The sequence below is a fragment of the Gordonia sp. L191 genome, assembly GCF_030077625.1.
GTDB lineage: Bacteria > Actinomycetota > Actinomycetes > Mycobacteriales > Mycobacteriaceae > Gordonia > Gordonia polyisoprenivorans_A.
In genome coordinates this window covers 1338381-1362987 of sequence record NZ_CP125996.1, presented here as the reverse complement: position 1 = coordinate 1362987, position 24607 = coordinate 1338381, and the positions used below count along the sequence as shown (strand labels likewise).

Below are 24607 nucleotides of genomic sequence, written 5' to 3'. Positions count from 1 at the left end.
CTTTCGATCCCTCCCACCCCGATCTCCCTGGAGTTCCCATGACCACCGAGCACCCGGCGCCGAGCCCCGCCGCGACCTCCACCACATCCACCCGAGAACAACATCAACTCCGGCGCGGCAGCCTCGGCGTCTTCGGGGTCACGTTCTTCGTGATCTCCGCCGCGGCACCGCTGACCGCGATGGCCGGCGGTGCGCCCGTGGCCATGCTGCTGGGCAACGGCCCCGGCGTGCCCGGCGCCTACATCGTCGCCGTACTCACCCTGCTCGTCTTCGCCGTCGGCTACACCACCATGGCCCGCCACCACACCAGCACCGGCGCGTTCTACGCCTACGTGACCCGCGGCCTGCGCCAGCAATTCGGTGGGGCAGCAGCCTATCTCGCGCTGCTCAGTTACAACGCGATGCAGATCGGCCTGTGGGGTCTGTTCGGCGCCGCGGTCACCGGATTCGTCAGCGACGAATTCGGGGTGTCCATCGACTGGTGGGTGTTCGTCCTGATCGGCATCGCCATCGTCGCGGTCCTCGGCTATCGCCAGATCGATCTGTCGGTGAAGGTCCTCTCGGTGCTGGTGGCCGCGGAATTCCTGGTGGTGATCGTGCTGGCGATCGTCGTCGCGGTCAAGGGCGGCGATTTCGGGACGACGTCGCTGAGCGTCACCCCGCTGACGCCGAGCGCCCTCACCTCCGGCTCACTACCGATCGCCCTGCTGTTCTGCTTCGCATCCTTCGTCGGATTCGAGGCCACCGCCATCTACAGCGAAGAAGCCAAGGACCCCAAGCGCACGGTGCCGCGCGCGACGTTCCTCGCCGTGATCACCATCGGCGTGGTCTACACCGCCGTCACCTTCCTGATGGTCAACGGCGCGGGCGTGGGCAACATCCCCGACTACATCGCGAAACTCGCCGACCCGACGACCTTCCTGTTCGATCTCTCGAACTCCTACATCGGCTCCTGGTTCACCACCATCATGCGACTACTGTTCATCACCAGCGTGTTCGCCGCGGTGCTGGCCTTCCACAACGCCGTCGCCCGCTACACCTACGCCCTCGGACGCGAGGGACTGCTGCCCGAGCAGGCCGGTCGCACCCACCGCACCCATCAGAGCCCGCACGTCGGGTCGGTGGCCCAGAGCACCGTCGCGGTGATCGTGGTCGCGATCTTCGCCCTCGCCGGCCAGGACCCGGTGCTGGCGCTGTTCACCTGGCTGACCAACCTCGGCACGCTCGGGGTGATCGCCTTGATGGCCGCGTCGTCGTTCGCCGTGGTCGCCTTCTTCCTGCGCCACCGCGACCTCGAACGAAACCTGTTGCGCACCTTGGTCGCTCCGCTGGTGGCCGGTATCGCCCTGATCGCGATCCTGTGGTATGCGATCGCCAACTTCGGGCTGCTCATCAGTTCGGGCGGAATCCTCGTCTGGCTGCTCCCGGCCCTGCTGCTCGTCGCCGCGGTACTCGGGGCGGGTGCCTCCCTGGTACTCCGCTCACGCTCACCGCAGCTCTACGCCGAGATGGGACGTCACCGTGAGTGAGACAGCAATCACGGCCACGACAGCAACAACACCGATCGTGCCGAAACCCACTGCCCTGCACCAGATCACCACCGAGGACCGCCCGATGACCACCCGGATCGACTTCCGCTATCTCTCCGAACCCGACATGATCGCCGCCGGGGTCACCGACATGCGCGCCTGCGTCGACGCCATGGAGGAGACCTTCGTGTTGCTACACAAGGGCGATTACCGCATGGCCGGACCCAACAGCGACTCACACGGCGCGATGATCACCTTCCCCGACGAGTCGCCGTTCGAGGGTATGCCCGCCAACACCGCCGACCGCCGGTTCATGGCGATGCCCGCCTACCTCGGCGGCAGCTTCGGCACCAGCGGCATGAAGTGGTACGGCTCCAATGTCGCCAACCGCGACAAGGGACTACCGCGCTCGATCCTGATGTTCATGCTCAACGACACCGACACCGGCGCGCCGCTGGCACTGATGTCGGCGAACCTGTTGTCGGCGTACCGGACCGGCGCGGTCCCCGGGGTCGGCGCGCGCCACCTGGCGCGCCCGGACTCGCGGGTGGTCGGCATCGTCGGCCCCGGGGTGATGGCCCGCACGTCGTTGTCGGCGTTCGTCGCCACGTGCCCGATGATCGACACCCTCAAGATCAAGGGCCGCAGCCGGAGCAGTATCGACGCCTTCACCGCGTGGGTGCGCGACGTATTCCCGCAGATCACCACGATTCTCGAGGTCGAGACGCTCGGCGAGGCCGTCCGGGATTCCGACATCGTCACCTTCTGCACGACGGGGGTCACCGGCGATCCCGCCACCTATCCCACGATCCGCCGTGAGGACGTGAAACCGGGGGCATTCCTGAGCATGCCCGCCCCCTGCAACATCGACGCCGGCATGCAGACACCCGATGTCCGCAAGGTGGTCGACAACGTGCGCCTCTACGAGGCGTGGTCCGAGGAGACCGGACACCCGTCGCACCACACGATCCCGATCATCGGATGCAAGTTCATGGACATGATCCATGACGGCGCGATGCCCGCCGACGATCTCGTCGATCTCGGTGCCGTCGCCGCGGGCGACGCCGTCGGGCGCCGCTCCGACGACGAGATCGTGGTGTTCTCCGTGGGCGGCATGCCCGTCGAGGACGTGGCGTGGGGCACCGTCATCTATCGCAACGCCGTCGCCAAGGGCATCGGCACCATCCTCAACCTCTGGGACTCACCGGCTCTGGCCTGAGTCACCCTCTACCCGAAGGACATTCACATCATGGAGACCGACGTCGTCGTCATCGGCCTGGGTTCGGCCGGATCAATGGCGCTGTGGCAGTTGGCCAAACGAGGCGTACGCACCATCGGCGTCGAACAATTCGGGATCGGGCACGCCCGCGGCTCGTATGCCGGTGATTCACGCCTGTTCCGATCGGCCGTGCACGAGGGGCCGCGCTTTGTCCCGATGCTCGCCCGCGCGCGTGAGCTGTGGTTCGAGTTGGAGCACGACTCGGGCCGGCACCTCTACGACGAGTGCGGTGCCCTGCAGATCGGCGACGCGGGCTCCGGCGGCCTGCTCAAGTCGACCGCGTCGGCCGAACAGTTCGATCTCCCGCACGAGATCCTCGACGCTGCCGCGCTGCGCTCGCGCTACCCGCAACACCGCGTCGACGACCACACCGTCGGCGTCCTCGATCACCGCGCCGGCAGCCTGTATCCGGAAGCGAGCGTGATGGCTGCCGTCGAGACCGCGAAATCCCATGGTGCGCAGGTACTCACGAACACCGAGGTGATCGACTTCGACGAGGCGGGCGGGCGCCTGCAGATCATCACCGATCACGGCACGATCGCCTGCGACAAGGTCGTCGTGGCGACCGGATCGTGGACGACCCGCCTGCGCCCGGATCTCAAGGGATTCCTCTCGATCATCCCGCTGTCGCTGACCTGGTTCATGCCGCGCCACCCCCAGATGTTCACCCCGGAGCGCTTCCCGGTCTTCATCCGCGACGAGGACGGTGTACACCTCTACGGCACCCCCAGCCACGACTCGTACAGCATCAAGGTCGCGACCGAGCCCCTCTGGCCCGCCATCGGCTCCCCCGACGAGGTGCCCGAGTTCAGTCGCGCCGACCTCTCCCGGATCGGCGGTTGGACGGCGAACTTCCTTCCCGATCTCAATCCCGAACCGGTGAAGTACTCGATGCACCACGAGCTGTGTACTCCCGGCGATCTACCGCTGGTGGATCTCGACGCCGACACCGGGATGCTGCTGCTCACCGCATTCTCCGGGCGCGGTTTCAAATTCGCCCCCGTCTACGGCCAGATCGCCGCCGACCTCATCACCGGGACACCCACCGACCTCTACGATCCGTCGTTCGCGTTGTCGGCGCAACATCGATGAGCCTACCCGGACGAACCGGGCAGGTTGTATAGATCAGCGACGGTGATACTGCCTCGATCTGGGCAGGATTGCCAGTTGGTGCTACCACTGTTGACCATCTCCACGTGGCGTTGTTACCTCGAACACACCGTTGTCTGCAGCACATCTGTCTGCAGCACATCTGTCTGCAGCACATCAGGGTTCGAGCGGAAGGACGCCACCGATGACCATCACCGCACCGAGCAACCACCCGATCGCCGAGACCCGACATCCGATCGCCACCCCGCGCACCACTGCGGAGGTACTCGTCGACGGGCTCGTCGCGCACGGCGTCGACACCGTGTTCGGCATCCCCGGGGTGCAGACGTATGCGTTGTTCGAGGCGCTCGGCAATGCCTCGGACACCATCGACCTGATAACGCCGCGCCACGAGCAGACCTGCGCCTACATGGCATTGGGGTATGCACAGTCGACCGGACGCCTCGGGGTGTGCTCGGTGGTGCCCGGGCCCGGAATCCTCAACGCCTCGGCCGGCCTGCTCACCGCGATGGGTACCAGTACCCCGGTACTCGCGCTCACCGGGGAGATCCCTTCGGACTACCTGGGCCGGGGTTTCGGTCACGTCCACGAGATGCCCGATCAGCTCGCCGCCCTGCGCGGCGTCACCAAACGCGCCGACCTGCTGCTCGATCCCGAGTACGCCGCAACCATTCTGGCGGAATCGATCCGGACCGCACTCCAGGGCCGACCGGGCCCGAGCGCGGTCGCCACGCCGTGGGACGTGCTGCCCCGGCCGGCACGCGTCGACGACGTGGCACCGCTCGAGATCTCCCGCCCCGCAGTCGATCCGCGCGCCATCGACACCGCGGCCGCACTCATCGCCTCCGCACGCGCGCCGATGATCCTCGTCGGTGGCGGTGCCCGGGAGGCCGGCCCGCTAGTACGGGCACTGGCCGAGACCTGCGGCGCGCCGGTGGTGGCCTTCCGCGGCGGCAAGGGCGTCGTCGACGACTCGTCACCCTACGGCTTCACCTGTGCCGACGGCCTTGCCCGCTGGCCCGACACCGATCTGGTGATCATCGTCGGTTCCCGCGCCGAACTGCTCTGGTTCCGCTGGCCGACGCCGGACGTGAACGTTCCCCGAGTGGTCATCGACATCGATCCGGCCGTTCACACCCGGCTGCGTCCGACGGTGGCGATCACCGCCGACGCCCGGGACGCGACCGCCGATCTGGTGGCCCGCCTGAATGCCGGCGGGCGGCAACGAGTCGACCGCACAACCGAATTCGCCGCGATCAAACGCCGGACGCGCAACGAGATCACCGAGTGGCTGCAGCCGCACGCCGATCATCTCGCCGCGATCCGGCGAGCGGTACCCGCCGACGGATATCTCGTCGACGAGGTGTCGCAGATGGGTTTCGCCGCATGCTTCGGCTTTCCGGTCCGCGCACCCCGCCACTTCATCACCACCGGGCACCAGAGCACCCTGGGATACGGCTTCCCCACGGCTTTGGGAGTCAAGGCGGCCCATCGTGATTCCGTCGTCGTCTCGGTGACCGGCGACGGTGGCTTTCAGTTCGCGATCGCCGAGCTGGCCACCGCGGTCCAGTATCGGCTCGGCGTCGTGGTGGTGGTCTTCGACAACGCGGCCTTCGGCAACGTCAAGGCCGATCAGATCCGCCGCTACGGCCACGCCGTCGGCGCGGATCTGCACAACCCCGATTTCGCCGCCGTCGCCACGGCGTATGGCGCACACGGGGTTCGGGCCGAGTCACCGGAGGAGCTCGAGGCGGCGATCACCGCCGCCGCGGGGCGCGATGTGCCGACGGTGGTCGTCGTGCCGATGCCGCTGAGCACCGAGATCACGCCCTGGCGCTACCTCATGCGAACCACCGCCTGAGCGGTCGACGATCCCTAGACTGGCCGCAACTGGTCATGTCGGCCAGTTGGAAGGGGCACGCAATGGATGGAGTTGCGCTCGACGACATCGATTTCGCGTTGCTCGAGTCGCTGCATCGGGACCCTCAGATCGGGGTACTCGAAACGTCGCGGCGGATCCGGGTGGCGCGCGCCACGGTGCAGTCGCGCCTGGCGAAGCTCGAGGGCGCCGGGATCATCGCCGGATATCACCCGCATCTCGATGTCGCGGCCGCCGGTTTCGACGTCCAGTGCTTCGTCCAGCTCGAAACGGTGCAGGGTGAGCTGAGTACCGTCACCGCGGCGTTGTCGGCGATTCCCGGTGTGCTCGAGGCGTTCGCCACCACCGGTGCCAGTGATGTGCTGTGCCGGGTCGCGGCCGCCTCGCACAAGGATTTACAGGCGACTTTGCTCGAGATCGGCCGGTCACCGTCGGTCGCGCGCTCCATCAGCATCGTCGTGCTGTCGGAGATCGTGCCCTATCGGGCTCTGCCACTGCTGCGCACCGCGCGCTCGGACCGCACGCCCCGTGCTCCCGGATACCGGTGAAGAATCCCGGGAATCCGCCCAGTACAACAACTTCAGTACAACAACTTCCGGTAGTTGCTCTCGGTGTAGCGCTCCTGCAGGGCCGCCTCGTCGAGTTCGGGCATGAGTTTCTTGGTCATCTGCGCGGTGCTCGGCAGATCGCCGGGATGCCATGTCTCCGGCCGCCACAGGTCCGACCGCAGGAACGCCTTGGCGCAGTGGAAGAACACCTCCTCCACGGTGACCTCCAGCGCCAGGATCGGTCGGCGGCCCTTGACGGCGAGGTCATCGAAGTAGGTGCCGCCGCTGTCGTCGTCGGCGCCGTCGACGATGCGTGCGGTCCCGTTGACACGCAACGTGTCCCCGCGTCCCGGGATGATGGCGATGATTCCCACGTGCGGGTTGCGCAGGATGTTGAGGTATCCGTCGACGCGCTTGTTGCCGGGCCGTTCGGGGATGGCGACGGTGTGCTCGTCGAGGACGCGCACCACCTTGCCGGGCGGATCGCCCTTGGGTGAGACGTCCAGCCGACCCTGCTCGTCGGAGGTCGCCACGAACAGCATCGGCGAGGCCGCCAGCCACTCGACGTGCACCGGCTCGAGCGCGGACTTGACCTTCTTGACCACCATCTCGATGGGATGACCGACGATCGCGCGCAACTGTTCTTCGGTGGTGATCTCCATGTCGCCATGCTCCCAGATCGCCTCGCACCTGCCCAGTGCTTTCCTGTCCAGCGGCTTCCTGCCCCGCGGGTTCTTGTCCCGTGGCCTTCCCGTCAACGCCGGGTCGTCAGGTGGTGGGCCACAGCCATGCGAGGGCCGCGGCGACGAGTGCGCTGACCCCGTGCGAGAGGGTCGGTTGAATCACCGGTGCGAATTGCGGCGAGTGATTGGACGGCAGCCCGGCGACCACCGCCGCGATCTCCTCGACGCTGCCGGCACCGGCGAACAACGCCGGATCGGCGCCGCCCAACAGCCAGTACGCACACGGTGCATCGGCCTCGCGGGCGAACACGCCGACGTCCTCGCTGCCGGTCACCACACCGGGATCGACCACCATCACCCCGGGCACCTCCGAGAACGCCCGACGCACGGTGTCACACGCACCGGGATCGTTCACCAACGCCGGGAACGACTCGACGATCCGGATCTCCGGGTCACGACGGCCGCAGGCGGCCATCGTCTCCGCCTGTGCCAGAACGCGAATGCGCTCGAGGACGGTTTCGCGAACGCCCGGATCGAAACTGCGCACGCTCACCGCGAGTTCGGCACGATCGGCGATGATATTCGGTGCGGAGCCGGCATGCAGCGATCCGACCGTCACCACGGCCGACTCGGCGGGTGCCAGCGTGCGCGACACGATGGTCTGTAGGCGCATGACGAACGAGGACGCCATGACGATCGGGTCGATCGTCGTCTCCGGGCGCGAGCCGTGCCCGCCGACGCCGTACAACACCACCGACAGGCTGTCGGCCGCGGCGAACGACACCCCGTCGTGCACACCGAGCAGTCCCGCCGGTATCGGCGCGACGTGTTGTCCCAGAACCACATCCGGTGTGGCGAACCGGCCGAAGAGGTCGTCGTCGACCATGGCTCGCGCCCCGCTGCCGATCTCTTCTGCGGGTTGGAACACCAGCATCAGACATCCGCGCCAGGTGTCGTCGGCGGCGAGGTCGTACGCCGCGCCGATCAGGCAACTGGTGTGGACGTCATGACCGCAGGCGTGCATCAACGGGGTGCTCGTCCCGTCGGGCCGAGCACCGACCGCGGTGCTGGCGTAGTCGAGTCCGGTCTGTTCCTGCACGGGCAGGGCATCCATGTCGGCGCGCAGCAGAACCGTCGGGCCCGCACCGCGGGTCAGTACTCCGACGACCCCGGTGCCGCCGATCCCCTCGGCCACCACATATCCCGCGGTCCGCAGGTGGGCGGCGGCGATACCGGCCGTGCGCGTTTCGGTGAAGGCCAATTCGGGGTGGCGGTGCAGGTCCCGGTACAGCGTCGCCACGTCGATGGTGGTCATGAGTACTCCTTCATTCCTGCGATTCGTCGACCTCGGCCCTCGGGGCTTCGGTTGTCGGAATACCGGTTGCCGGCGTGCCGGATGTCGAAGTCCCGGTTTCGGTCGTCGTTGCCCATCGGGCCTCCTCAGATCGCCCACGTCAGGGCCAGCCCGGCGGCACACGCAGCCACCGAGGCGATCACCGAGCCGACCGCGTTGGCCATCGCGAGCATTCCGTGCCGCTGCTGTGCGAGCCGAATCGTCTCCACCGATGCGGTGCTGAACGTGGTGTATCCGCCGCAGAATCCGGTACCGACGACAGCTTGCAACCCGGTCGGCGCCCCGTGCGAGATCACCAGCCCGGCAAGCATTCCCAGCGCCAACGACCCGGTCACGTTGATGACGACGGTGGCCCACGGAAACGTCGTCGATCGCCATCGTCTGATGCTGCCGTCGACGACGAACCGGGCGACCGCGCCGAGGGCACCCGCCAGCAGGATCGCGATCACCGTCATGCGAGCTCACCCCGCCAACCCCGCAGAGCGGCACCGGCGAGCGCGATACCGGCCCAGGCGCACAGGATTCCGCCGATGACGCTGACCGCCGCGTAGGCGACCGCGGTGACGGGCGCGCCATGATGTCCGAGTTGGGCGGTTTCCAGGGCGAAAGAGCTGTAGGTGGTGTACGAACCGCAGAAACCGGTGCCGACGAGCACCCGCACGCGTCGTCGCCATCCCTCGTCCGGCCCGCCCACGGCGAGTACCTCGAGCAGCACGCCCAGGACGAGGGAACCGCTGAGGTTGATGCCGAATGTCGCCCACGGCCAACCGGTTCCGTGGGCCGGGAACAACTCCTCGAGCAGGTACCGCATCCCGGTACCGGCAATACCGCCGACAAAGACCAGCGCCAGCGCTCCCACCTGCAGATGCAAGGGCCGTGGAGCCGGGGTGTCGGGGTCGATGGGACGAGGAGCTTGTGGATTCGAGGTCGGCTCGGGGTGCGGGGCTGCGCCCATGACAGAACTCCTTTCCGGCAATCGGAACAGGAGCCATCAGCCTTGTCGGCGGTTCGGGCCGCGCGGCCCGGGCGAGATCCATCACCCGCGGCCGATGCTACTCGACGTCGGTCGACTCCGGGTGCAGGCGTCGGCGCAGAAGGGGAACACCCACACCGACCACCGCCGCGACCGCGAGGCCGAGAAGCGTCTCGCCGACCCGCTCACCGAAGCGTCCGGGTGCGGTCCCGGTGGTCGCCGCGCCGAGCATGAGGATGACCAGAAAGGTGGTGAAGGTCGGCAGAACGTACCATCGGCTGCCGCGCGTGCCCGCCGCCGCGGCGAGCACCACCCCGACCGCGATCGCGATCAGCCAGGCGGGCGCGTGGTCGGCGACTACCACGGCCACCGCGCCACCGGTCACCACCGACACGAAGCGTCCGGCGGTCCGCCACAGTTGCAGATCCGGATTCGGCCTCATGACCAGAAGTGCTGCCGCGCAAGCCCATCCGACGTGATCGAAGCCGAAGGCGAATCCGATGCCCGCGGTGATCGCCCCCACCACACCGACGAGCAGGCCGTACTGCATCCCCGGTACCCGCGGACCCGGCCCACCGCCGGGCCCGTCCGGGACGAGACGTTCCGGGATGACCACGGCGACGACGAACGCGGCGAGGCCGCCGAGGAGGAACAGTCCGGTGATCCGCAGGCCGACGGCCACATCGTCGGAGCTCAGCCCCACCCCGACCAGCGGTGGCGCCGTGATCGTCAGCAACATCGACAGTCGTGGACGTCGCAGCGTCGGCGCCGTCCACACGGCCAGCACCGGCAACGCCGCCATCACCGCCACGGCGAGAACCGGGAAGGGAGCGACGGCGGAACCGACGATGATCGGGATACCGAGAACCAGTCCGGCCGCCACGATGACCAGCCGGGAGCGTCGGGCGTGCGGGACTCCCACGACCAGCGCCGGGATCATGCCGACCGCCAGCGCGGCTCCGGCGCCCACGTCGACCAGTGCCGTCACGACGATCGCCGGGATACCCGCCACGAGTGCGGCCACCGCCGGCAGCCAGTTCCAGACGAACAGTGGCGGGCGGGCGCTGTCAGGAGCCACCCGCCCACCCTAGCCCAGCGTCACCGCACCCCGACGCCGAATGCCCGGGGGCCTCAGCCGCCGAGCTGACGCGCCAACGCCGCCAACACGTCCGGGTCCTCGATGGTGGAGGGCACCGTGTAGTCCTCGTGATCGGCGATCTGGCGCATCGTCTTTCGCAGGATCTTGCCCGATCGGGTTTTCGGCAGGGCCGGTACCACGGTGACGTCGCGGAAGGTGGCTACGGCCCCGATCTCGTTGCGCACCATGGCAACCAGCTCGGCGCGCAGGGTGTCGGGCTCGATCTCCACTCCCGACTTGAGCACCACGTACCCGCTGGGCCGCTGCCCCTTGAGGTCGTCGTGGATGCCGATGACCGCGCATTCGGCGACGGCCGGATGTGCGGCGACGACCGCCTCGATACTGCCGGTGGACAACCGATGTCCGGCGACGTTGATGACATCGTCGGAGCGGCCGAGGACGAACACGTAGCCGTCGGCGTCGACGTACCCGGAGTCGCCGGTCAGGTAGTACCCGGGGAAGGCCTTGAGATAGGAACTGCGGTAACGCTCTTCGTCTTGCCACAGTCCGGCGAGGGTTCCCGGCGGCAGCGGGAGTTCGATGACGATGTTGCCCTCGGTGCCCGGCGCCACCGCGGCGCCCTCGGCGTCGACGACGCCGACGCGATATCCCGGCACCGGCACTGTCGGCGAGCCGGCCTTGATCGGCATCGGTTGGAGCCCACGGAGATTGGCCGCGATCGCCCAGCCGGTCTCGGTCTGCCACCAGTGGTCGACGACCGGGATCCCGAGGATCTGGCCCGCCCACTCGAAGGTGTCGGGGTCGAGGCGCTCACCGGCGGCGAAGAGGGTCTGCAACGAGGAGATGTCGTACTGGGCGAGCAGCGCGGCGTCGGGATCGGCCTTGCGGATGGCGCGGATCGCGGTCGGCGCGGTGAACAGCGCCTTGGCACGGTGTTCGGAGATGACGCGCCAGAAGGCACCGGCGTCGGGCGTACCGACCGGCTTGCCCTCGTACATGATCGTCGTCGCGCCGATCAGCAGCGGACCGTAGACGATGTAGGAGTGGCCGACGACCCATCCGACGTCCGACGCGGTCCACCAGACGTCGCCGGGGTGGATGTCGTAGATGTTGGGCATCGACCAGGCCAGTGCGACGGCGTGGCCGCCGTTGTCGCGGACGACGCCCTTGGGTTTTCCGGTGGTCCCCGAGGTGTAGAGGATGTAGAGCGGATCGGTGGCCGCGACCGTCACCGGCGCCGTCGGCGTGGCGTCGGCGATCTCGTCGTCCCAGTCGAGCCAGCCGTCGTGGTCGGCGGCCGAGCCGGGGACCTCGTCGCGGTTCTTGACGATCACCGTGGTCGGGGGCTTGGCGGCGAGCTCGAGTGCCTTGTGCACCATCGGCAGATACTCCACGACGCGGCCGGGTTCGAGACCCCCGGACGCGGTGACGATCGCCACCGGCTCGGCGTCGTCGATCCGGGTGGCGAGTTCGGGTGCGGCGAATCCGCCGAAGACCACCGAGTGGACGGCACCGATGCGGGCGCACGCCAGCATCGCGATCGCGGCCTCGGGAATCATCGGCAGGTAGATGACGACGCGATCACCGGCCCCGACGCCTGCCGCGACGAGTACCCCGGCGAAACGCGACACCTCGTCGAGGAGTTCGGCGTAGGTGTAGCGCCGCACCTCCCCGACCATCGCCGAATCCCAGATGAGCGCCATCCGATCGCCGTGACCGGCGGCCACGTGGCGATCGAGTGCGTTGAAGCATGTGTTCAGGGTGCCGTCGGGAAACCAGCGATAGATCGGCGCGTGTGAATCGTCGAGGGCCACCGTCGGCGGCACCGACCACTCGATGTCGGCGGCGGCGGTGAGCCAGAACGACTCCCGGTCGTCGATGCTGTCGCGAAATGCCTTGTCGTAGCTGTCGGATCCGAAGCTACGCGCGTCGCTGTTGCTGGCCACTGCCGTCCTCACGTCGATCGATGTCGCGGCAGAGTGGTCGGGCGACCCGCCACACTGCCGATTCGAGGGTAATCAGCCTCACACGCCGACGCGAGGGGTTGGACACACCTGCGCCGGCCGGTCGGCAGATCGCGCCGAACGGTGCGACGAACCCACCCGTTCGGGCAGGTCAGCATGTCCGAACGGGTGGGGTTCGGCGGGCATTGGTGTCGACGATGCGGATCGGCGACATGAGCGATGCCGGGTTCGATCCCGGGCGCGACATCACTCCAGATAGTTCTCGACGACGTCGGCTGGACGGGCCGACGCGTCGTCGGGATTCTGACCGGCCCGTCGACGTGCTTGACGTTGCCGTAGTAGATCCCAGCATTGATCGAGGTCCACCTCGAGTGCGCGCAGACGCGCGTTTTCTTCACCTTTGCTGATATCTCCGCGCCCGAGTCGCTCACGCAACTCGTGCTCCTCCCCGATCAGCTCGGTGATGTGGTCTCGGATGGACCTGTCGGTATTCGGAAAGTCGCCGGCCATGCCCCGACACTACGCGTCGGGCACATCAGGCGTCGGAACGGTTTCGGCCGCTCAGTTCGCGGCCTGGTACGCCTCGATGACCTCGGTCGCGATACGGCCACGGTCACTGATGTCGTAACCGTTGGCCCGCGCCCAGTCGCGCACGGCCTTCAGATCGCGTGACGAACGCGCACTTCGGGCCGCCTTCGACCGGCGGCTACCGGCCGAGCGTGAGGCCGTCACATATTGTTCGAGATCCTGCCGAAATTGCTTGGCGTGCGCTGGCGACGTATCGAATTCATAGGCTTTGTTGTCGACGCTGAAGGTGATTGTGACGGCTTCCTTCAGTTCTTTTCCATCGAGATCATCGACGAATGTAACAACGGTTCGACGTGCCATCGGATAGAGCCCCCTTGTAGTCCTGTGGTGCTGAATACAAAACGAACAATAGCACCGTATGGCATTAGCGCTCTGTATCCGGGCACCGAATCGGGCGTTTTTCGGCGAGCATCAATGAATAATTGTCACATGTAAACCAAACCGAGATTTTTCGCCGTGGAACAACGTGACGTCGATATTCCGTGCTTATTCGGAGGGTTTATGTCGTCTGATTATGCGACACGGAGAACGTGCCTCTCGGTACCCGATGCGCGGCGGGCGCGGCGCCACCACAGGCCGGCCACCGACCTCGCCGCGCGGGTCAGAGCCCCAGAAGCGAGGTGAGTTCGGTGGCGAGGTCACCCAGGCGCGCCTGCGCCGTCGCCCGTGCCGCCCGCACCCCTGCGGCACGCACGTCGTCGGCCGGGATGATCACCTCGAGATAGCACTTGAGTTTGGGCTCGGTACCCGACGGCCGCACGATGACGCGATCGTCGGCAGCGGTCCGGAACAGGAGGGCGTCGGTGGGCGGGAGGTCGTTCCCGCCGCGCGCGAGATCGCCGAACTCGACGATCGCCGACCCGGCCAGTTGGTCGGGGCGGGCCGACCGCAGCCTCGTCATCGCCGCCTCGATGACCGACGGATCGGCCACGCGAACGCCGACCGCCGAGGTGCTGTGGAGCCCGTGTACCCGAGCCAGGTGATCGAGCTGGTCCTCGAGACCCGCACCGGTCGCCGCGAGATCCTCGACCAGGGTGATCATGCGGACGGCCGCGGCGATCCCGTCCTTGTCGTGCACCGCGACGGGGTCGGTGCAATATCCGATGGCTTCCTCGTAGCCGAAGCGCAGGCCCGGGGTGCGCGCGATCCACTTGAAGCCGGTGAGGGTCTGCGCGAACCGCAGACCATGGGCGGCGGCGATGCGGCCCAGCAGCCTGCTGGACACGATCGAACACGCCAGGGTGTCGCCGGGCCGGGAATCGTCGGCGGCGGCCTGCTCGCCGAGCAGGGCGCCGATCTCGTCGCCGGACAGTTGCCGCCAGAGTCCGTCCCGGCTCGTCGCCACCGAACAGCGGTCGGCGTCGGGATCGAGCGCGATGACGACGTCGGCGTCGACCTCTCGGGCGTGGGCGATCGCGAGATCGATGGCGCCCGGCTCCTCCGGGTTCGGAAACGCCACGGTCGGGAAATCCGGGTCCGGCAGGAACTGCGCGGGCACAGGGTGGACGTCGGTGATGCCGGCGGCCTCGAGAACTCGCATCGCCGTCGACCCGCCGACGCCGTGCATCGCGGTCAGGACCACCCGGACCGGCGACGACACGGCACGATGCCGATGGCCGGCGGTGCGGGTGATGTAACCGTGTGCCAGCGCAGGATCGGCGTCGACGATCCGGTCGTCGGTGCGCGGTACCTCGTCGGCGGGAAGGCTGCCGGCGATCCGCGACGCGATCTCGGCGTCGGCGGGCGGCACGATCTGCACACCCGCCCCGTCGGCGTCGGTCGCCCGCCCACCCAGATACACCTTGTAGCCGTTGTCGGCGGGCGGATTGTGCGAGGCGGTGATCATGATCCCGGCGTCGGCGCCGAGCGCGCGCACCGCGTACGCGGTGATCGGTGTCGGCAACTGCTCGGGCAGGGCGATGGCGCGCAGGCCGGCGCCGGAGAGCACCTGCAGCGCGGCCGTCCGGAATCGTGAAGAACCGTGCCGCGCATCACAACCCACGACGACGGCGGCGTCCGGTCCGACGACGTCGAGCAGGTAGCGGGCCAGCCCGGCGGTGGCCCGGATGACGACGGCGGTGTTCATGCGGGATTCGCCGGCACCCACCGCCGCCCGCAGACCCGCGGTGCCGAACTCGAGGGGACCGGTACACCGCGACCGCAACTCCGCGAGAGCGTCCGGATCGTGCGACCTCGCGCCGGCGATGAGGGCACCGAGTTCGGCACGGGTGGCCGCGTCGGGGTCGTGTGCGCACCAGCGCGCGGCGCGGGCGACCAGTTCGCCGTCGGTGACCACACCCTCGCTCACGGCACTCATCGCATCCTCTTGCTCGTTTGTGTGGACCCGAACGTATCAAGACCGGTCCGCACTCGACTGCTCTCGACGGCGTGGGTGCAGATGCGAAACGGCCCCCGATCGCATCAGCGATCGGGGGCCGGATCTCCGTGGTAGCGGGGACAGGATTTGAACCTGCGACCTCTGGGTTATGAGCCCAGCGAGCTACCGAGCTGCTCCACCCCGCGTTGGTGAACACCACGTTACAGGGTGGTTCGGCGCGGATGCAAATCGCCTCCGCCCCGATTCCTGCAGGTCGGAAAACCGTGTGACCACAACCACATTCGAGACCGTCACGTCAGTTACCGCCACCGAGGGACTCGTATTGCTGAACTGCCTTGTTGAGCTGATCGAGCGCCTGACCGTAGGCGGTGAAGTCGCCGCTGGACTGTGCTTGACGCAGCTTGGTGAGCGCATCGCCGATCGCCGCGACCGCCGCATCCCGCTGCTGGTTGTTCCCCGACTGGCCGTTCCCCGTTTGACCGTTGCCCGTGGAGGGCTGGTTCGGTTGTGGCGTCGGCACGGTCGGTTGATCGGCGCCGGCCTGATTGCCGCTGGGCTCGCCGTTGAGCGGCGCGGTCGCATCCTCCGGACTGATACCCACCTGCGCCAGCGCCTCGGCGACGGTGGCCGCGTAACCGACCTTCGGATTACCCGCCGCGGCGTTGTAGTACATCAGCACACGGTGCAGCTTGGGGATACCGCCGCCGTTGTTGGTCTGGGTGTACAGCGGCTGGACGTAGAGGATTCCGCCCCCGCCGACGGGAAGCGTCAGCAGGTTGCCGTAGGTCACCTTGGTGGTGCCCTCCAACTGTTTTCGGTCGCCGAGGACGGCGCCGTAGTTGTTCATGTTGTCCTGCGCCTGCTGCGGGCCGACACCGGACTGACGATCGGTGGGCAACACCTTCATGGTGATCTGGCCGTAGGAACCGGGGTCCGAGGACACCGTCATGTAGGACGCGAGGTTGCGCTCCCGGAAACCGGTGAACACCGTCGTCAGCTGGAATTGCGAATCCGAGCCGGTACCACCCCGCGGATTGCGCGCGGTGAAGTAGTAGGGCGGCTGGTTGAGCTGCCGGTTGGCGTTGTCCTCGTTGCTCGGATCCGGCGGCACCGACCAGAAGTTGTTGTTCTGGAAGAACGCCGTCGGATCGGTCACGTGATACTTCGCGAGCAGTTCGCGCTGGATCTTGAACAAATCCTCGGGATAGCGGACGTGCGAGGCCAGGCTGGTGTTCTTGTCGAATTCCGAGCGCGGTTGCACGGTCCCCGGGAACACCTTCATCCACGTCTTAAGGACCGGGTCGTTCTTGTCGAACTGATACAGGGTGACCTTGCCGGTGTAGGCGTCGACGGTGGCCTTCACCGAGTTGCGCACATAGGACACCTGCGTGTTGGCCTGGCTGCGTTGCGCCTGGTTGTTGATCAGCTCCTGCGCATCCGTCGTCGCATCCTGCAACGACGTCTGCTGCGAATACGGATAGTTGTCGAGGGTGGTGTACCCGTCGACGATCCACTTGATCGAACCGTCGGCCATCACTGCCGGATAGGCCTTGGAATCGACGGTCAGCCACGGCGCGACCTGCTTGACCCGGTCGCGCGGGTCACGGTTGTAGAGAATCCGCGAGTTGCTGTTGATGGCGTCGGAGAGCAGGAAGTTGCGTTCGGTGTACTTGACCGCGTACATCGCCCGCACGAACCAATTGCTCAGCGAGACACCGGAATCGGCGGTATAGGTGTAGGTCTTGTTGTCCTCGTCGTACTCCCGCGAGCCGCCGGAGGTGCCAACGATCGCGTAGTCGGGCGAGACGTTGGAGATCAACTCGCCGAAGTAGATCCGCGGCTGGCTCACCTTGATCGGCGCGGTCGCGGCGTAGTTGGGATCACGGATGGTCTGCAGGTCGCTGACATAGAACACGGGGAGCCCGCCGCGGTCACTGCCCGACGTCGCATCACCGGAGGCCTCGTCGACCTGGTTGGCCGGAGCGGCGACGAAGCCGTTGCCGTGGGTGTAGACGGTGTGCTTGTTCAGCCAGTTCTGCTGCTGGTCACCGTATTTGGTCGGGTCCAGTTCACGGACGGCGACGATGAAGTCGCGTTCTTGACCGTCGACCTTGTACCGGTCGATGGCCAGCTGGGAGGGGAAGCCGTAGAAGTTCTTGAGGAACTGACGCTGGTTGAACGTGGGGGCGATGACGTTGGGGTCGAGGATGCGGATGTTCGACAGGGTCGCCTCGTCGGCGTTGACCGCCTCGGCACTCGGAGCGGTCGCACCCCAATCGTTCTGGTAGTCCACGTTCTTACCCGCGACGATGCCGTACGCCTGGGTCGTCGCAGCGATGTTGCGGCTGATGTACTCGGCTTCCTTCTGCGCCGCATTCGGCTTGACCGAGAACTGCTCCATCGTCAGCGGCCACCCGACACCCATCACCAACGCCGCAAGCAGCATCAGCACCGTGGCGATCGCCGGGATACGCAGATCCTTGAGCACGACACCGGCGAAGAAGGCGAGGGCGCAGATGATCGCGATCGCCATGAGGATCAGCTTGGACGGGAGCACCGCATTGATGTCGGTGTAGCTCGCACCGGAGAAGATCTCCTGCTTGCGATCACTGGACAGCAGACTGTAGCGATCGAACCAGTAAGCAGTTGCCTTGAGCAGCAGGAAGATCCCGGCCAGCGCCGCGAGCTGGATGCGGGCCGAGTTGGTCAGCGATCCGCTGCCGCCGCCGAGACGGATACCGCCGAAGACGTAATGGGTGATCAGGCTCGCCACGAAGGCGATGACGACGATGACGAACAGGAAGTTCAGGACGAAGGTGATGAACGGCAGCTTGAAGGCGTAGAAGCTGATGTCGATCCCGAACTGGGGATCGGTCACCCCGAAGTCGGTGCTGTGCAGGAATGTCTGGACCGTCGCCCACGAACCCTGCGCGACGAGCCCGGAGAGCACACCGATGAGCACCGGCGGGATGATCGCGAACCACCGGATACGGCCCATCACCGCGGCGCGATAACGTGCGAGCGGATCGCCGGGCCCGGACGCGGGCACGAACACCGGACGCGACCGGTACGCGAGCGCGATCGCGGCGAAGACGATGCCGCCGACGATCACCGCGGTGATCACGAACAGCAGGATTCGAGTCCACAGGATCGTCGAGAAGACCTCGGAGTAGCCGAGATCGGAGAACCACAACCAGTCGGTGACGAGGCCGACGATGCGCGGCCCGACCAGCAGGATGATCAGCAACGCAACCGCGACACCGATGATGATCTTGCTCCTGCGCGACAGTGTCGGCAAACCTGCCGGCCCGCGAACGCCCACCTGACCCACTCTCCAAAGTTCTCAATCCGGACATGAATCCGGCGACCGTTGTGCCGTCCCTCCGGCGTGGCCACCCACTGTACTGGGCGGTGCGGGGTTCGGGCGGTGTGGGCGCCACGGCCGGAGATCGGCCGGGCATGATGGACGCGATGTCCGACACGACCCGTTACTCCCCCGATGACCTCGGCCGCTCGCTGCGCGAAGCCCTCGACTTCCTCGTCCCGAACGGACCCGATCAACTGCCCGCGGTGTTCGCGCTGGTTCCCACGCCGGTGCTGGCCCGGATGCACCCCGAACTCGTCGACCCCGACGACGACTCGGCGTTGAGTCTGCTCGCCGAGGAGCCGCTCGCCCGGCGCACCGACGACGACACTGACACCGGTACCGACACCGACACCGGCGATGTCGAGCCGTACGCGGCGCTCGAGGAATTCCTCGCGACCGCGTCGTGGCCGGAACCGGTGGTGGGGGCGGCGGTCGTTCTCGACATCGTCGTGCTGCCTCCCCGGTCCGGTCTCGATCTGTCCGACACCGCCACCGGCGCCGAACCGGATGCTCCCCGGTTGCGCTCGGCGGCCCGTGATCACCCGGACGCGCGGGCGGCCCGGCTCGCCGTCGGCGCACTGCGCGGCGGTGCGCGCCTGGCCCTGCTCGAACTGGTGCCCGACGATCCCGACGAGGCACGCGAACTGCGGACCCATCCCGATATGGCGGCCGATCTCCAGCACGCGCTCGCCGCGGCACTCGACGGCTGAGGCCGCGGGGTTCGCCCCGGCCTCCGAGGAGCGGGCCTCAGGGGGCCGGTCGGCCGCGGTGGATCACCGGCTCACCGGATCAGCAGTGCGGCACCGGCTTACCGGCGGCGAGGGCGTCGAGTGAGTCGACCGCCGAATCCAGGGACTCCACTTTGACCAGTTGCAGTCCGTCGGGGGCGTCACCGGCGGCCTCGGCACAGTTCTGGTCGGGGACGAGGAAAACCGTCGCCCCGGCATCGCGTGCGGCGCGGGTCTTGTGGGTGATGCCGCCGATCGGTCCGACCTCGCCGTCGTCGGCGATGGTGCCGGTGCCGGCGATGAACTTGCCGTGGGTGAGTTGCCCGGTGCCGAGGCGATCGATCACCGCGAGGGTCAGCATCAAACCGGCCGACGGTCCGCCGATGTCCCCGACGTTGAAGGTGATCTTGAGGTTCGGGTCGGCGTTACGCACCTCCGGGGTGACGCCGATGTAGGCGACGTTCTGCTCGCCCGGTCGCGCGGCGGCCTTGACGGTGACCGTCTGGGCGGCCCCACCGCGTCGGATCTCGAAGGCGATCTCGTCGCCCGGCTTGTGCGCGCGCACCGCCTTCTGCAGGTCCTCGGTGGTCGCGACCGCGGTGCCCCCGACCTTCACGATCACGTCGCCGGACCGGAGTACCGACGAGGCCGGCCCGTCCGGGGCGACGAGCGCGGCCACGAGCTCAGTGGGCCGATCGAGGTATCGCAACGCGGCCGCCTGGGCGGTGCTCTCCGAGTTGCTCATGTCCTCGACGTTCTGCTGATTGGTCTGCTCGGTGGACTGGTTCGGCGGGAACACGGTCTCGCGGGGTTGTACCGAATACGTTCCCGACAGCCACATCCCGATCGTCTGGAACAGCGACAGTCCGTCGGTCACCGACACCGTGGTCAAGTTCAGGTTGCCGTCGGTGTGCTGCGTCGGCACCCCGCTGATGTCGACGACGGGCACCTCACGGTTGTCGAGTTGGATGGTGCCCAGGGTGTTGACCGTGGGTCCGGGCCCGAGCGCGACGAACGGCACCTGGACGGTCGTCCCCACGACGACGAGTCCCAGCAGGATCAGCACGGTCACGGCCACGGTGACGATGCGACGGGAGGTAGGCCCCTTCATTCCGACCACCCTAGGACATGGGCCCGATCCGACCTCCGCGCAGACCGCGACGCGTCGGCCGCGCAGCCGACCTGCGCGAACTACGCTCAAGGCGAAATCATCGAGGGGGTCGTGACGTCGCGCTGGCGGTACCGTGGAGACATGAGTGATTTGCCCTTCGGTTTCTCGTCCTCCGGTGACGACAGCGGCAAGGACGACCGCCGCAAGGACGACGGCCCTACCGGCAACGACGGCCCCGGTGGCGCGCAGAATCCGTTCGGCGCCCAGAATCCCTTCGGTTTCGCACTCGGGGGCGAGGGATTCGACCCGTCCGCGGGCCTCGACCCGTCGGCGCTGGGCCAGATGTTCAGCCAGCTCGGCAGCATGCTGAGCGGGATGGGGTCGTCGATGACCGGCCCGTCGGCCGGCGGACCGGTCAATTACCAGCTCGCCGCCAACCTCGCGCGTCAGCAGATCGGCAACTTCATGCCCGTCCTCGACAAGGAGACCTCGGCGGTCGCCGATGCGGTCCGCCTGGCCGAGGTGTGGCTCGACGACGTCACCACGCTGCCGGCCGGCATCAGCAAGCCGGTCGCATGGACGCCGGTGCAGTGGCTCGACGAGACGATGCCCACCTGGAAAGGTCTGTGTAATCCCGTTGCCGCGCAACTGGCCAAGACGTGGGAGCAGAATCTGCCCGCCGAGGCCGCGCAGTTCGCCGGACCGATGATGGGCATGATGACGCAGATGAGCGGCATGGCCTTCGGCACGCAGCTCGGTCAGGGTCTGGGGCAGTTGGCCAAGGAGGTGTTGACCTCCACCGACATCGGGTTGCCCCTGGCGCCCGAGGGTGTCGGTGTGCTGTTGCCCGAGGCGATCGCGACCTTCGCCGACGGCCTCGATCTCCCGGCCCAGGAGATCATCGTGTTCCTCGCCGCGCGCGAGGCAGCGCACATGCGGCTGTTCACCCACGTGCCGTGGTTGCGCCAACGACTGCTGGCCACCGTGGAGGAGTACGCGCGGGGAATCAGCATCGACTTCTCCGGCATCACCGACGCCACCGCGGGGATCGATCCCACCGAGTTGTTCTCCGATCCGTCCAAGCTCGAGGAGCTGATCAGCTCCTCGACGTCGTTCGAACCGACCACCACCCCCGAACAGAAGGCCGCGCTCGAACGCCTCGAGACACTGCTCGCCCTCATCGAGGGTTGGGTGGAAAACGTTGTCACCCAAGCACTCTCCGATCGCATCCCCAGCACTGCCGCGTTGACCGAGACGATGCGACGCCGGCGGGCCAGCGGTGGTCCGGCCGAGCAGACCTTCGCCACCCTCGTCGGCCTCGAACTGCGCCCCCGCAAGTTGCGCGAGGCAGCCGCATTGTGGCGATCGCTACTCGAGGCGTCCGACGTGGCCACCCGCGACAAGGTGTGGGAGCACCCCGACCTGCTGCCCGACGGCACCGATCTCGACGCTCCGGCAGCCTTCATCGACCGGGTGATCGGCGGCGACACCTCCGACATCGATTCGGCGATCGCCGAACTCGAGAAGTCCCTCGCCGCAGAGGCCGGGGACGAGAAGGCCAAGGATCCCGACGACAAGTCCGAGGGCGGCGACGACAAGTCCTGAAATCACGTCGATGGTCGTGACAGCCGGGGCGGCGCCGCCCACCGCCTGTGGATAACGCCGTGGGCGCTCGGTGCCGCCGGTGGCATGGTGATCGACATGACAGCGGCCGCCGCGACACCGGATCCCACCGCCCTCGATACAAGGACGCCCCGGCCGGCGACCGCCTCCCGAGCACCGACGGGCATGCCGGTCCTCGTGGACGGAACGGCGGTCCTCATCCGCCCCGGCAACCGGGTGCACATCGGCGCGGACCCGCATTCGGCGCTGGTGCTCGAACTGCCCGCACGGGTGTCGGGCCGGGCGGTGGCCGACCTGTTGGCGTCCCTGTCCGGTCCGCGCACCCGCGGCGAGGTGTTCTCCGATCTCGTCGACACCGGGCTCACCCGATCCGAACTCGACGCGATCCTCGACCGCCTCGTCGCCGCGGGAAAGGCCCTCCGCCCGCCGTTCGCGCGACGGGTCGGTGCGCTGCGCATTCGTGTGCACGGCTCCGGGCCGCTGAGCACGCTGTTGTCGGCGTCGCTGACCGACGCCGGTTACAGCGTCACGCGCAGCGTCCGCCGGCCCACCCCGACCGCGCCCGGAACGGTGCAGATGTCACCGATCGCACTGCCCAACCTGGTCGTCCTGACCGACCACGTCGTGCACGAGCCGTGGATGGTCGAACGTTTGATGCGCGTGGGCACCCCGCACCTGCAGGTGCGGTTGCGGGATGGCATAGGCCTGCTCGGGCCGCTGGTCTTGCCGGGCCTGTCGAGCTGCCTGAACTGCGCCGACCGTCACCGTACCGACCGCGATCCGGCGTGGCCGGTGCTCGCCGCGCAACTCGCCGGGACGAGCGGTCACGCCTCGGCGTCGATCGCCCGCGCCACCGCCGCGCTCGCCCACGAGCAGGTCGATCATCTCGCCCACGCCCTCGCCCCGCGCGGTGATGCCGACGGCACTGTGGCGCCGACCGATCCGCCGCACCTGGTGAACCGCGTCCTGCACCTGCATCCGGCGCCGCTGCGCATCGAGAGCACCACCTGGTTGCCGCATCCGCTGTGCGGTTGCCACGAGATCGCCACGCTGACGTGAGGCACGGCCCGGGCGACGTGTCGTCGTTCCTCTATCCTGAGGAGGGGAAAGGAAGCTATGACCGACATCACGCGGGGGCAAGGTCGCCGTAACGCCAAACTCGTCTCGCTGCCCATCGGTATGGCCGGGCGCGCCGCTGCCGGGTTCGGCAAACGGATGGCCGGCCGGGACAAGGACGAGGTCAACCAGGAGCTGCTGGAGAAATCCGCCGAGCAACTGTTCGCGGTTCTCGGTGAGCTCAAGGGCGGGGCCATGAAGGTCGGCCAGGCCATGTCCATCATGGAGGCCGCGATCCCGGACGAGTTCGGTGAACCGTTCCGTGAGGCCCTGACCAAGTTGCAGGCCGAGGCGCCGCCGCTGTCGGCGTCGAAGGTCCATCGGGTACTCGATCAACAACTCGGCACCAAGTGGCGCTCGCGATTCCGGGAGTTCTCCGACGAGCCCGCGGCCGCGGCCAGCATCGGTCAGGTGCATCGCGCGGTGTGGTCCGACGGACGTGACGTGGCCGTCAAGATCCAATACCCGGGCGCCGACCATGCGCTCAAGGCCGACCTGAAGACGTTGTCGCGGATGTCGGGGCTGATGCAGAAGCTCTCCCCCGGCACCGACGTGAAGTCGATGATGGACGAGCTCATCGACCGCACCGAGGCCGAGCTCGACTACCTCGGCGAGGCCGACAACCAGCGCGCGTTCGCCAAGTCCTTCGACGGCGATCCGGACTTCGTGGTGCCCAAGGTGGTGGCGAGCTCACCCAAGGTCATCATTTCCGAATGGCTCGACGGCACCCCACTGTCGAAGATCATCACCAACGGCGACAAGGCAACTCGCGACCGCGCCGCGGCGCTGATGTCGACCTTCGAGGTGTCCTCCCCGTTCCGGGTGGGCCTGCTGCACGGCGACCCGCACCCCGGGAACTTCTTCATCACCGACGACGGACGTTTCGGCGCACTGGATTTCGGCGCCGTCGGCCACTACCCGAACGGTTTGCCGCCGGAGACCGGACCGATCCTGCGTCTCGCCCGTGAGAAGGAGTACGACGAACTCAAGGAACACATGGTGGCGGCGGGATTCATCCTGCGCTCCCAGGTCGACAAGGTTTCGCCGACCGACCTGCAGGCCTACCTGCGTCCGTACGTGGACCCGCTGTACACCGAGTCGTTCCACTTCACCCGAAAGTGGTTGCAGCGCGCGGCCGGTCACGCGACCGACGTACGCGGCGAGGTGTACAAGACCTCACGGCACCTCAACGTCCCCAAGCACTATGTGATGGTGTTCCGCGTGCTCGCCGGATGTGTCGGCATCGCCGCACAGCTCGACGCCGAGGCACCCTACCGGGCGATCATGGAGAAGTGGGTGCCGGGCCTGGCCTGACAAC

At 67.6% G+C, this 24607-nt stretch carries 20 protein-coding genes, 1 tRNA gene and 1 riboswitch; of the genes, 9 read left to right on the top strand and 12 right to left on the bottom strand.

Annotation, left to right across the window (positions count from 1 at the left end; genetic code table 11):
- Positions 1-38: 38 nt before the first annotated feature.
- The 5 genes from QNM97_RS06010 (at position 39) to QNM97_RS05990 (ending at position 6345) form a co-directional block, all read left to right on the top strand.
- Complete coding sequence (locus tag QNM97_RS06010; RefSeq protein WP_283821992.1) at positions 39-1529, top strand: APC family permease; 1491 nt, start codon at positions 39-41, stop codon at positions 1527-1529.
- Positions 1530-1614: 85 nt separating this feature from the next.
- On the top strand, positions 1615-2748 hold the full coding sequence (locus QNM97_RS06005) for an ornithine cyclodeaminase family protein (RefSeq protein ID WP_283823109.1): 1134 nt from the start codon (positions 1615-1617) through the stop codon (positions 2746-2748).
- 30 nt (positions 2749-2778) lie between these two features.
- Complete coding sequence (gene solA / locus QNM97_RS06000) at positions 2779-3900, top strand: N-methyl-L-tryptophan oxidase (protein WP_283821991.1); 1122 nt, start codon at positions 2779-2781, stop codon at positions 3898-3900.
- A gap of 202 nt (positions 3901-4102) precedes the next feature.
- Positions 4103-5779, top strand: a complete 1677-nt coding sequence (locus QNM97_RS05995) for a thiamine pyrophosphate-dependent enzyme (protein ID WP_283821990.1) — start codon at positions 4103-4105, stop codon at positions 5777-5779.
- Between the two features lie 62 nt (positions 5780-5841).
- Positions 5842-6345 carry an Lrp/AsnC family transcriptional regulator gene (locus tag QNM97_RS05990; protein ID WP_283821989.1) on the top strand — a complete coding sequence of 168 codons (504 nt, stop codon included), beginning with the start codon at positions 5842-5844 and terminating at the stop codon, positions 6343-6345.
- Between the two features lie 32 nt (positions 6346-6377).
- Here the strand turns inward: QNM97_RS05990 and QNM97_RS05985 are convergent, their stop codons facing one another.
- The 11 genes from QNM97_RS05985 to QNM97_RS05935 all read right to left on the bottom strand — a co-directional run bounded on the left by QNM97_RS05985 (position 6378) and on the right by QNM97_RS05935 (position 18666).
- Entirely contained in the window at positions 6378-7007 is a 630-nt protein-coding gene (locus QNM97_RS05985; RefSeq protein ID WP_283821988.1) for a pyridoxamine 5'-phosphate oxidase family protein, read from the bottom strand.
- 106 nt (positions 7008-7113) lie between these two features.
- Entirely contained in the window at positions 7114-8343 is a 1230-nt protein-coding gene (locus QNM97_RS05980) for an amidohydrolase (RefSeq protein WP_283821987.1), read from the bottom strand.
- A gap of 125 nt (positions 8344-8468) precedes the next feature.
- Positions 8469-8837: a fluoride efflux transporter FluC gene (locus QNM97_RS05975; RefSeq protein WP_283821986.1), complete on the bottom strand. Its 369-nt coding sequence runs from the start codon at positions 8835-8837 to the stop codon at positions 8469-8471.
- Positions 8834-9337: a fluoride efflux transporter CrcB gene (gene crcB / locus QNM97_RS05970; protein WP_283821985.1), complete on the bottom strand. Its 504-nt coding sequence runs from the start codon at positions 9335-9337 to the stop codon at positions 8834-8836. Before crcB ends, QNM97_RS05975 begins: the two co-directional genes overlap by 4 nt.
- A gap of 20 nt (positions 9338-9357) precedes the next feature.
- Positions 9358-9432, bottom strand: a riboswitch (Fluoride riboswitch).
- A gap of 2 nt (positions 9433-9434) precedes the next feature.
- A complete protein-coding gene (locus tag QNM97_RS05965; protein WP_283821984.1) occupies positions 9435-10433 on the bottom strand; it encodes an FUSC family protein in 999 nt (332 codons plus the stop codon).
- A gap of 53 nt (positions 10434-10486) precedes the next feature.
- Positions 10487-12400 (bottom strand): propionyl-CoA synthetase, encoded by a 1914-nt coding sequence (locus QNM97_RS05960; protein ID WP_283821983.1) that lies wholly within the window; start codon positions 12398-12400, stop codon positions 10487-10489.
- Between the two features lie 264 nt (positions 12401-12664).
- A complete protein-coding gene (locus tag QNM97_RS05955) occupies positions 12665-12928 on the bottom strand; it encodes a DUF2630 family protein (RefSeq protein ID WP_283821982.1) in 264 nt (87 codons plus the stop codon).
- Positions 12929-12979: 51 nt separating this feature from the next.
- Positions 12980-13306 (bottom strand): histone-like nucleoid-structuring protein Lsr2, encoded by a 327-nt coding sequence (locus QNM97_RS05950; RefSeq protein ID WP_283821981.1) that lies wholly within the window; start codon positions 13304-13306, stop codon positions 12980-12982.
- 301 nt (positions 13307-13607) lie between these two features.
- Positions 13608-15323 carry a phospho-sugar mutase gene (locus QNM97_RS05945; RefSeq protein WP_283821980.1) on the bottom strand — a complete coding sequence of 572 codons (1716 nt, stop codon included), beginning with the start codon at positions 15321-15323 and terminating at the stop codon, positions 13608-13610.
- A gap of 129 nt (positions 15324-15452) precedes the next feature.
- Positions 15453-15529: transfer RNA gene (locus QNM97_RS05940), tRNA-Met, on the bottom strand.
- A 110-nt stretch (positions 15530-15639) separates the two neighbouring features.
- Positions 15640-18666: a UPF0182 family protein gene (locus QNM97_RS05935; protein WP_283821979.1), complete on the bottom strand. Its 3027-nt coding sequence runs from the start codon at positions 18664-18666 to the stop codon at positions 15640-15642.
- 149 nt (positions 18667-18815) lie between these two features.
- Between QNM97_RS05935 and QNM97_RS05930 the strand changes: the two genes are divergently transcribed.
- Positions 18816-19421, top strand: coding sequence for a PPA1309 family protein (locus QNM97_RS05930; protein ID WP_283821978.1), 606 nt, complete (start codon positions 18816-18818; stop codon positions 19419-19421).
- A 79-nt stretch (positions 19422-19500) separates the two neighbouring features.
- On the opposite strand, the gene QNM97_RS05925 is transcribed toward QNM97_RS05930, so the two are convergent.
- A complete protein-coding gene (locus QNM97_RS05925; protein ID WP_283821977.1) occupies positions 19501-20550 on the bottom strand; it encodes a YlbL family protein in 1050 nt (349 codons plus the stop codon).
- Positions 20551-20691: 141 nt separating this feature from the next.
- Between QNM97_RS05925 and QNM97_RS05920 the strand changes: the two genes are divergently transcribed.
- From QNM97_RS05920 to QNM97_RS05910, 3 genes are all read left to right on the top strand, one after another.
- Complete coding sequence (locus QNM97_RS05920; protein ID WP_283821976.1) at positions 20692-22155, top strand: zinc-dependent metalloprotease; 1464 nt, start codon at positions 20692-20694, stop codon at positions 22153-22155.
- A 96-nt stretch (positions 22156-22251) separates the two neighbouring features.
- Complete coding sequence (locus tag QNM97_RS05915; RefSeq protein ID WP_283821975.1) at positions 22252-23232, top strand: hypothetical protein; 981 nt, start codon at positions 22252-22254, stop codon at positions 23230-23232.
- A gap of 57 nt (positions 23233-23289) precedes the next feature.
- Complete coding sequence (locus QNM97_RS05910) at positions 23290-24603, top strand: ABC1 kinase family protein (protein WP_283821974.1); 1314 nt, start codon at positions 23290-23292, stop codon at positions 24601-24603.
- Positions 24604-24607 lie beyond the last annotated feature (4 nt).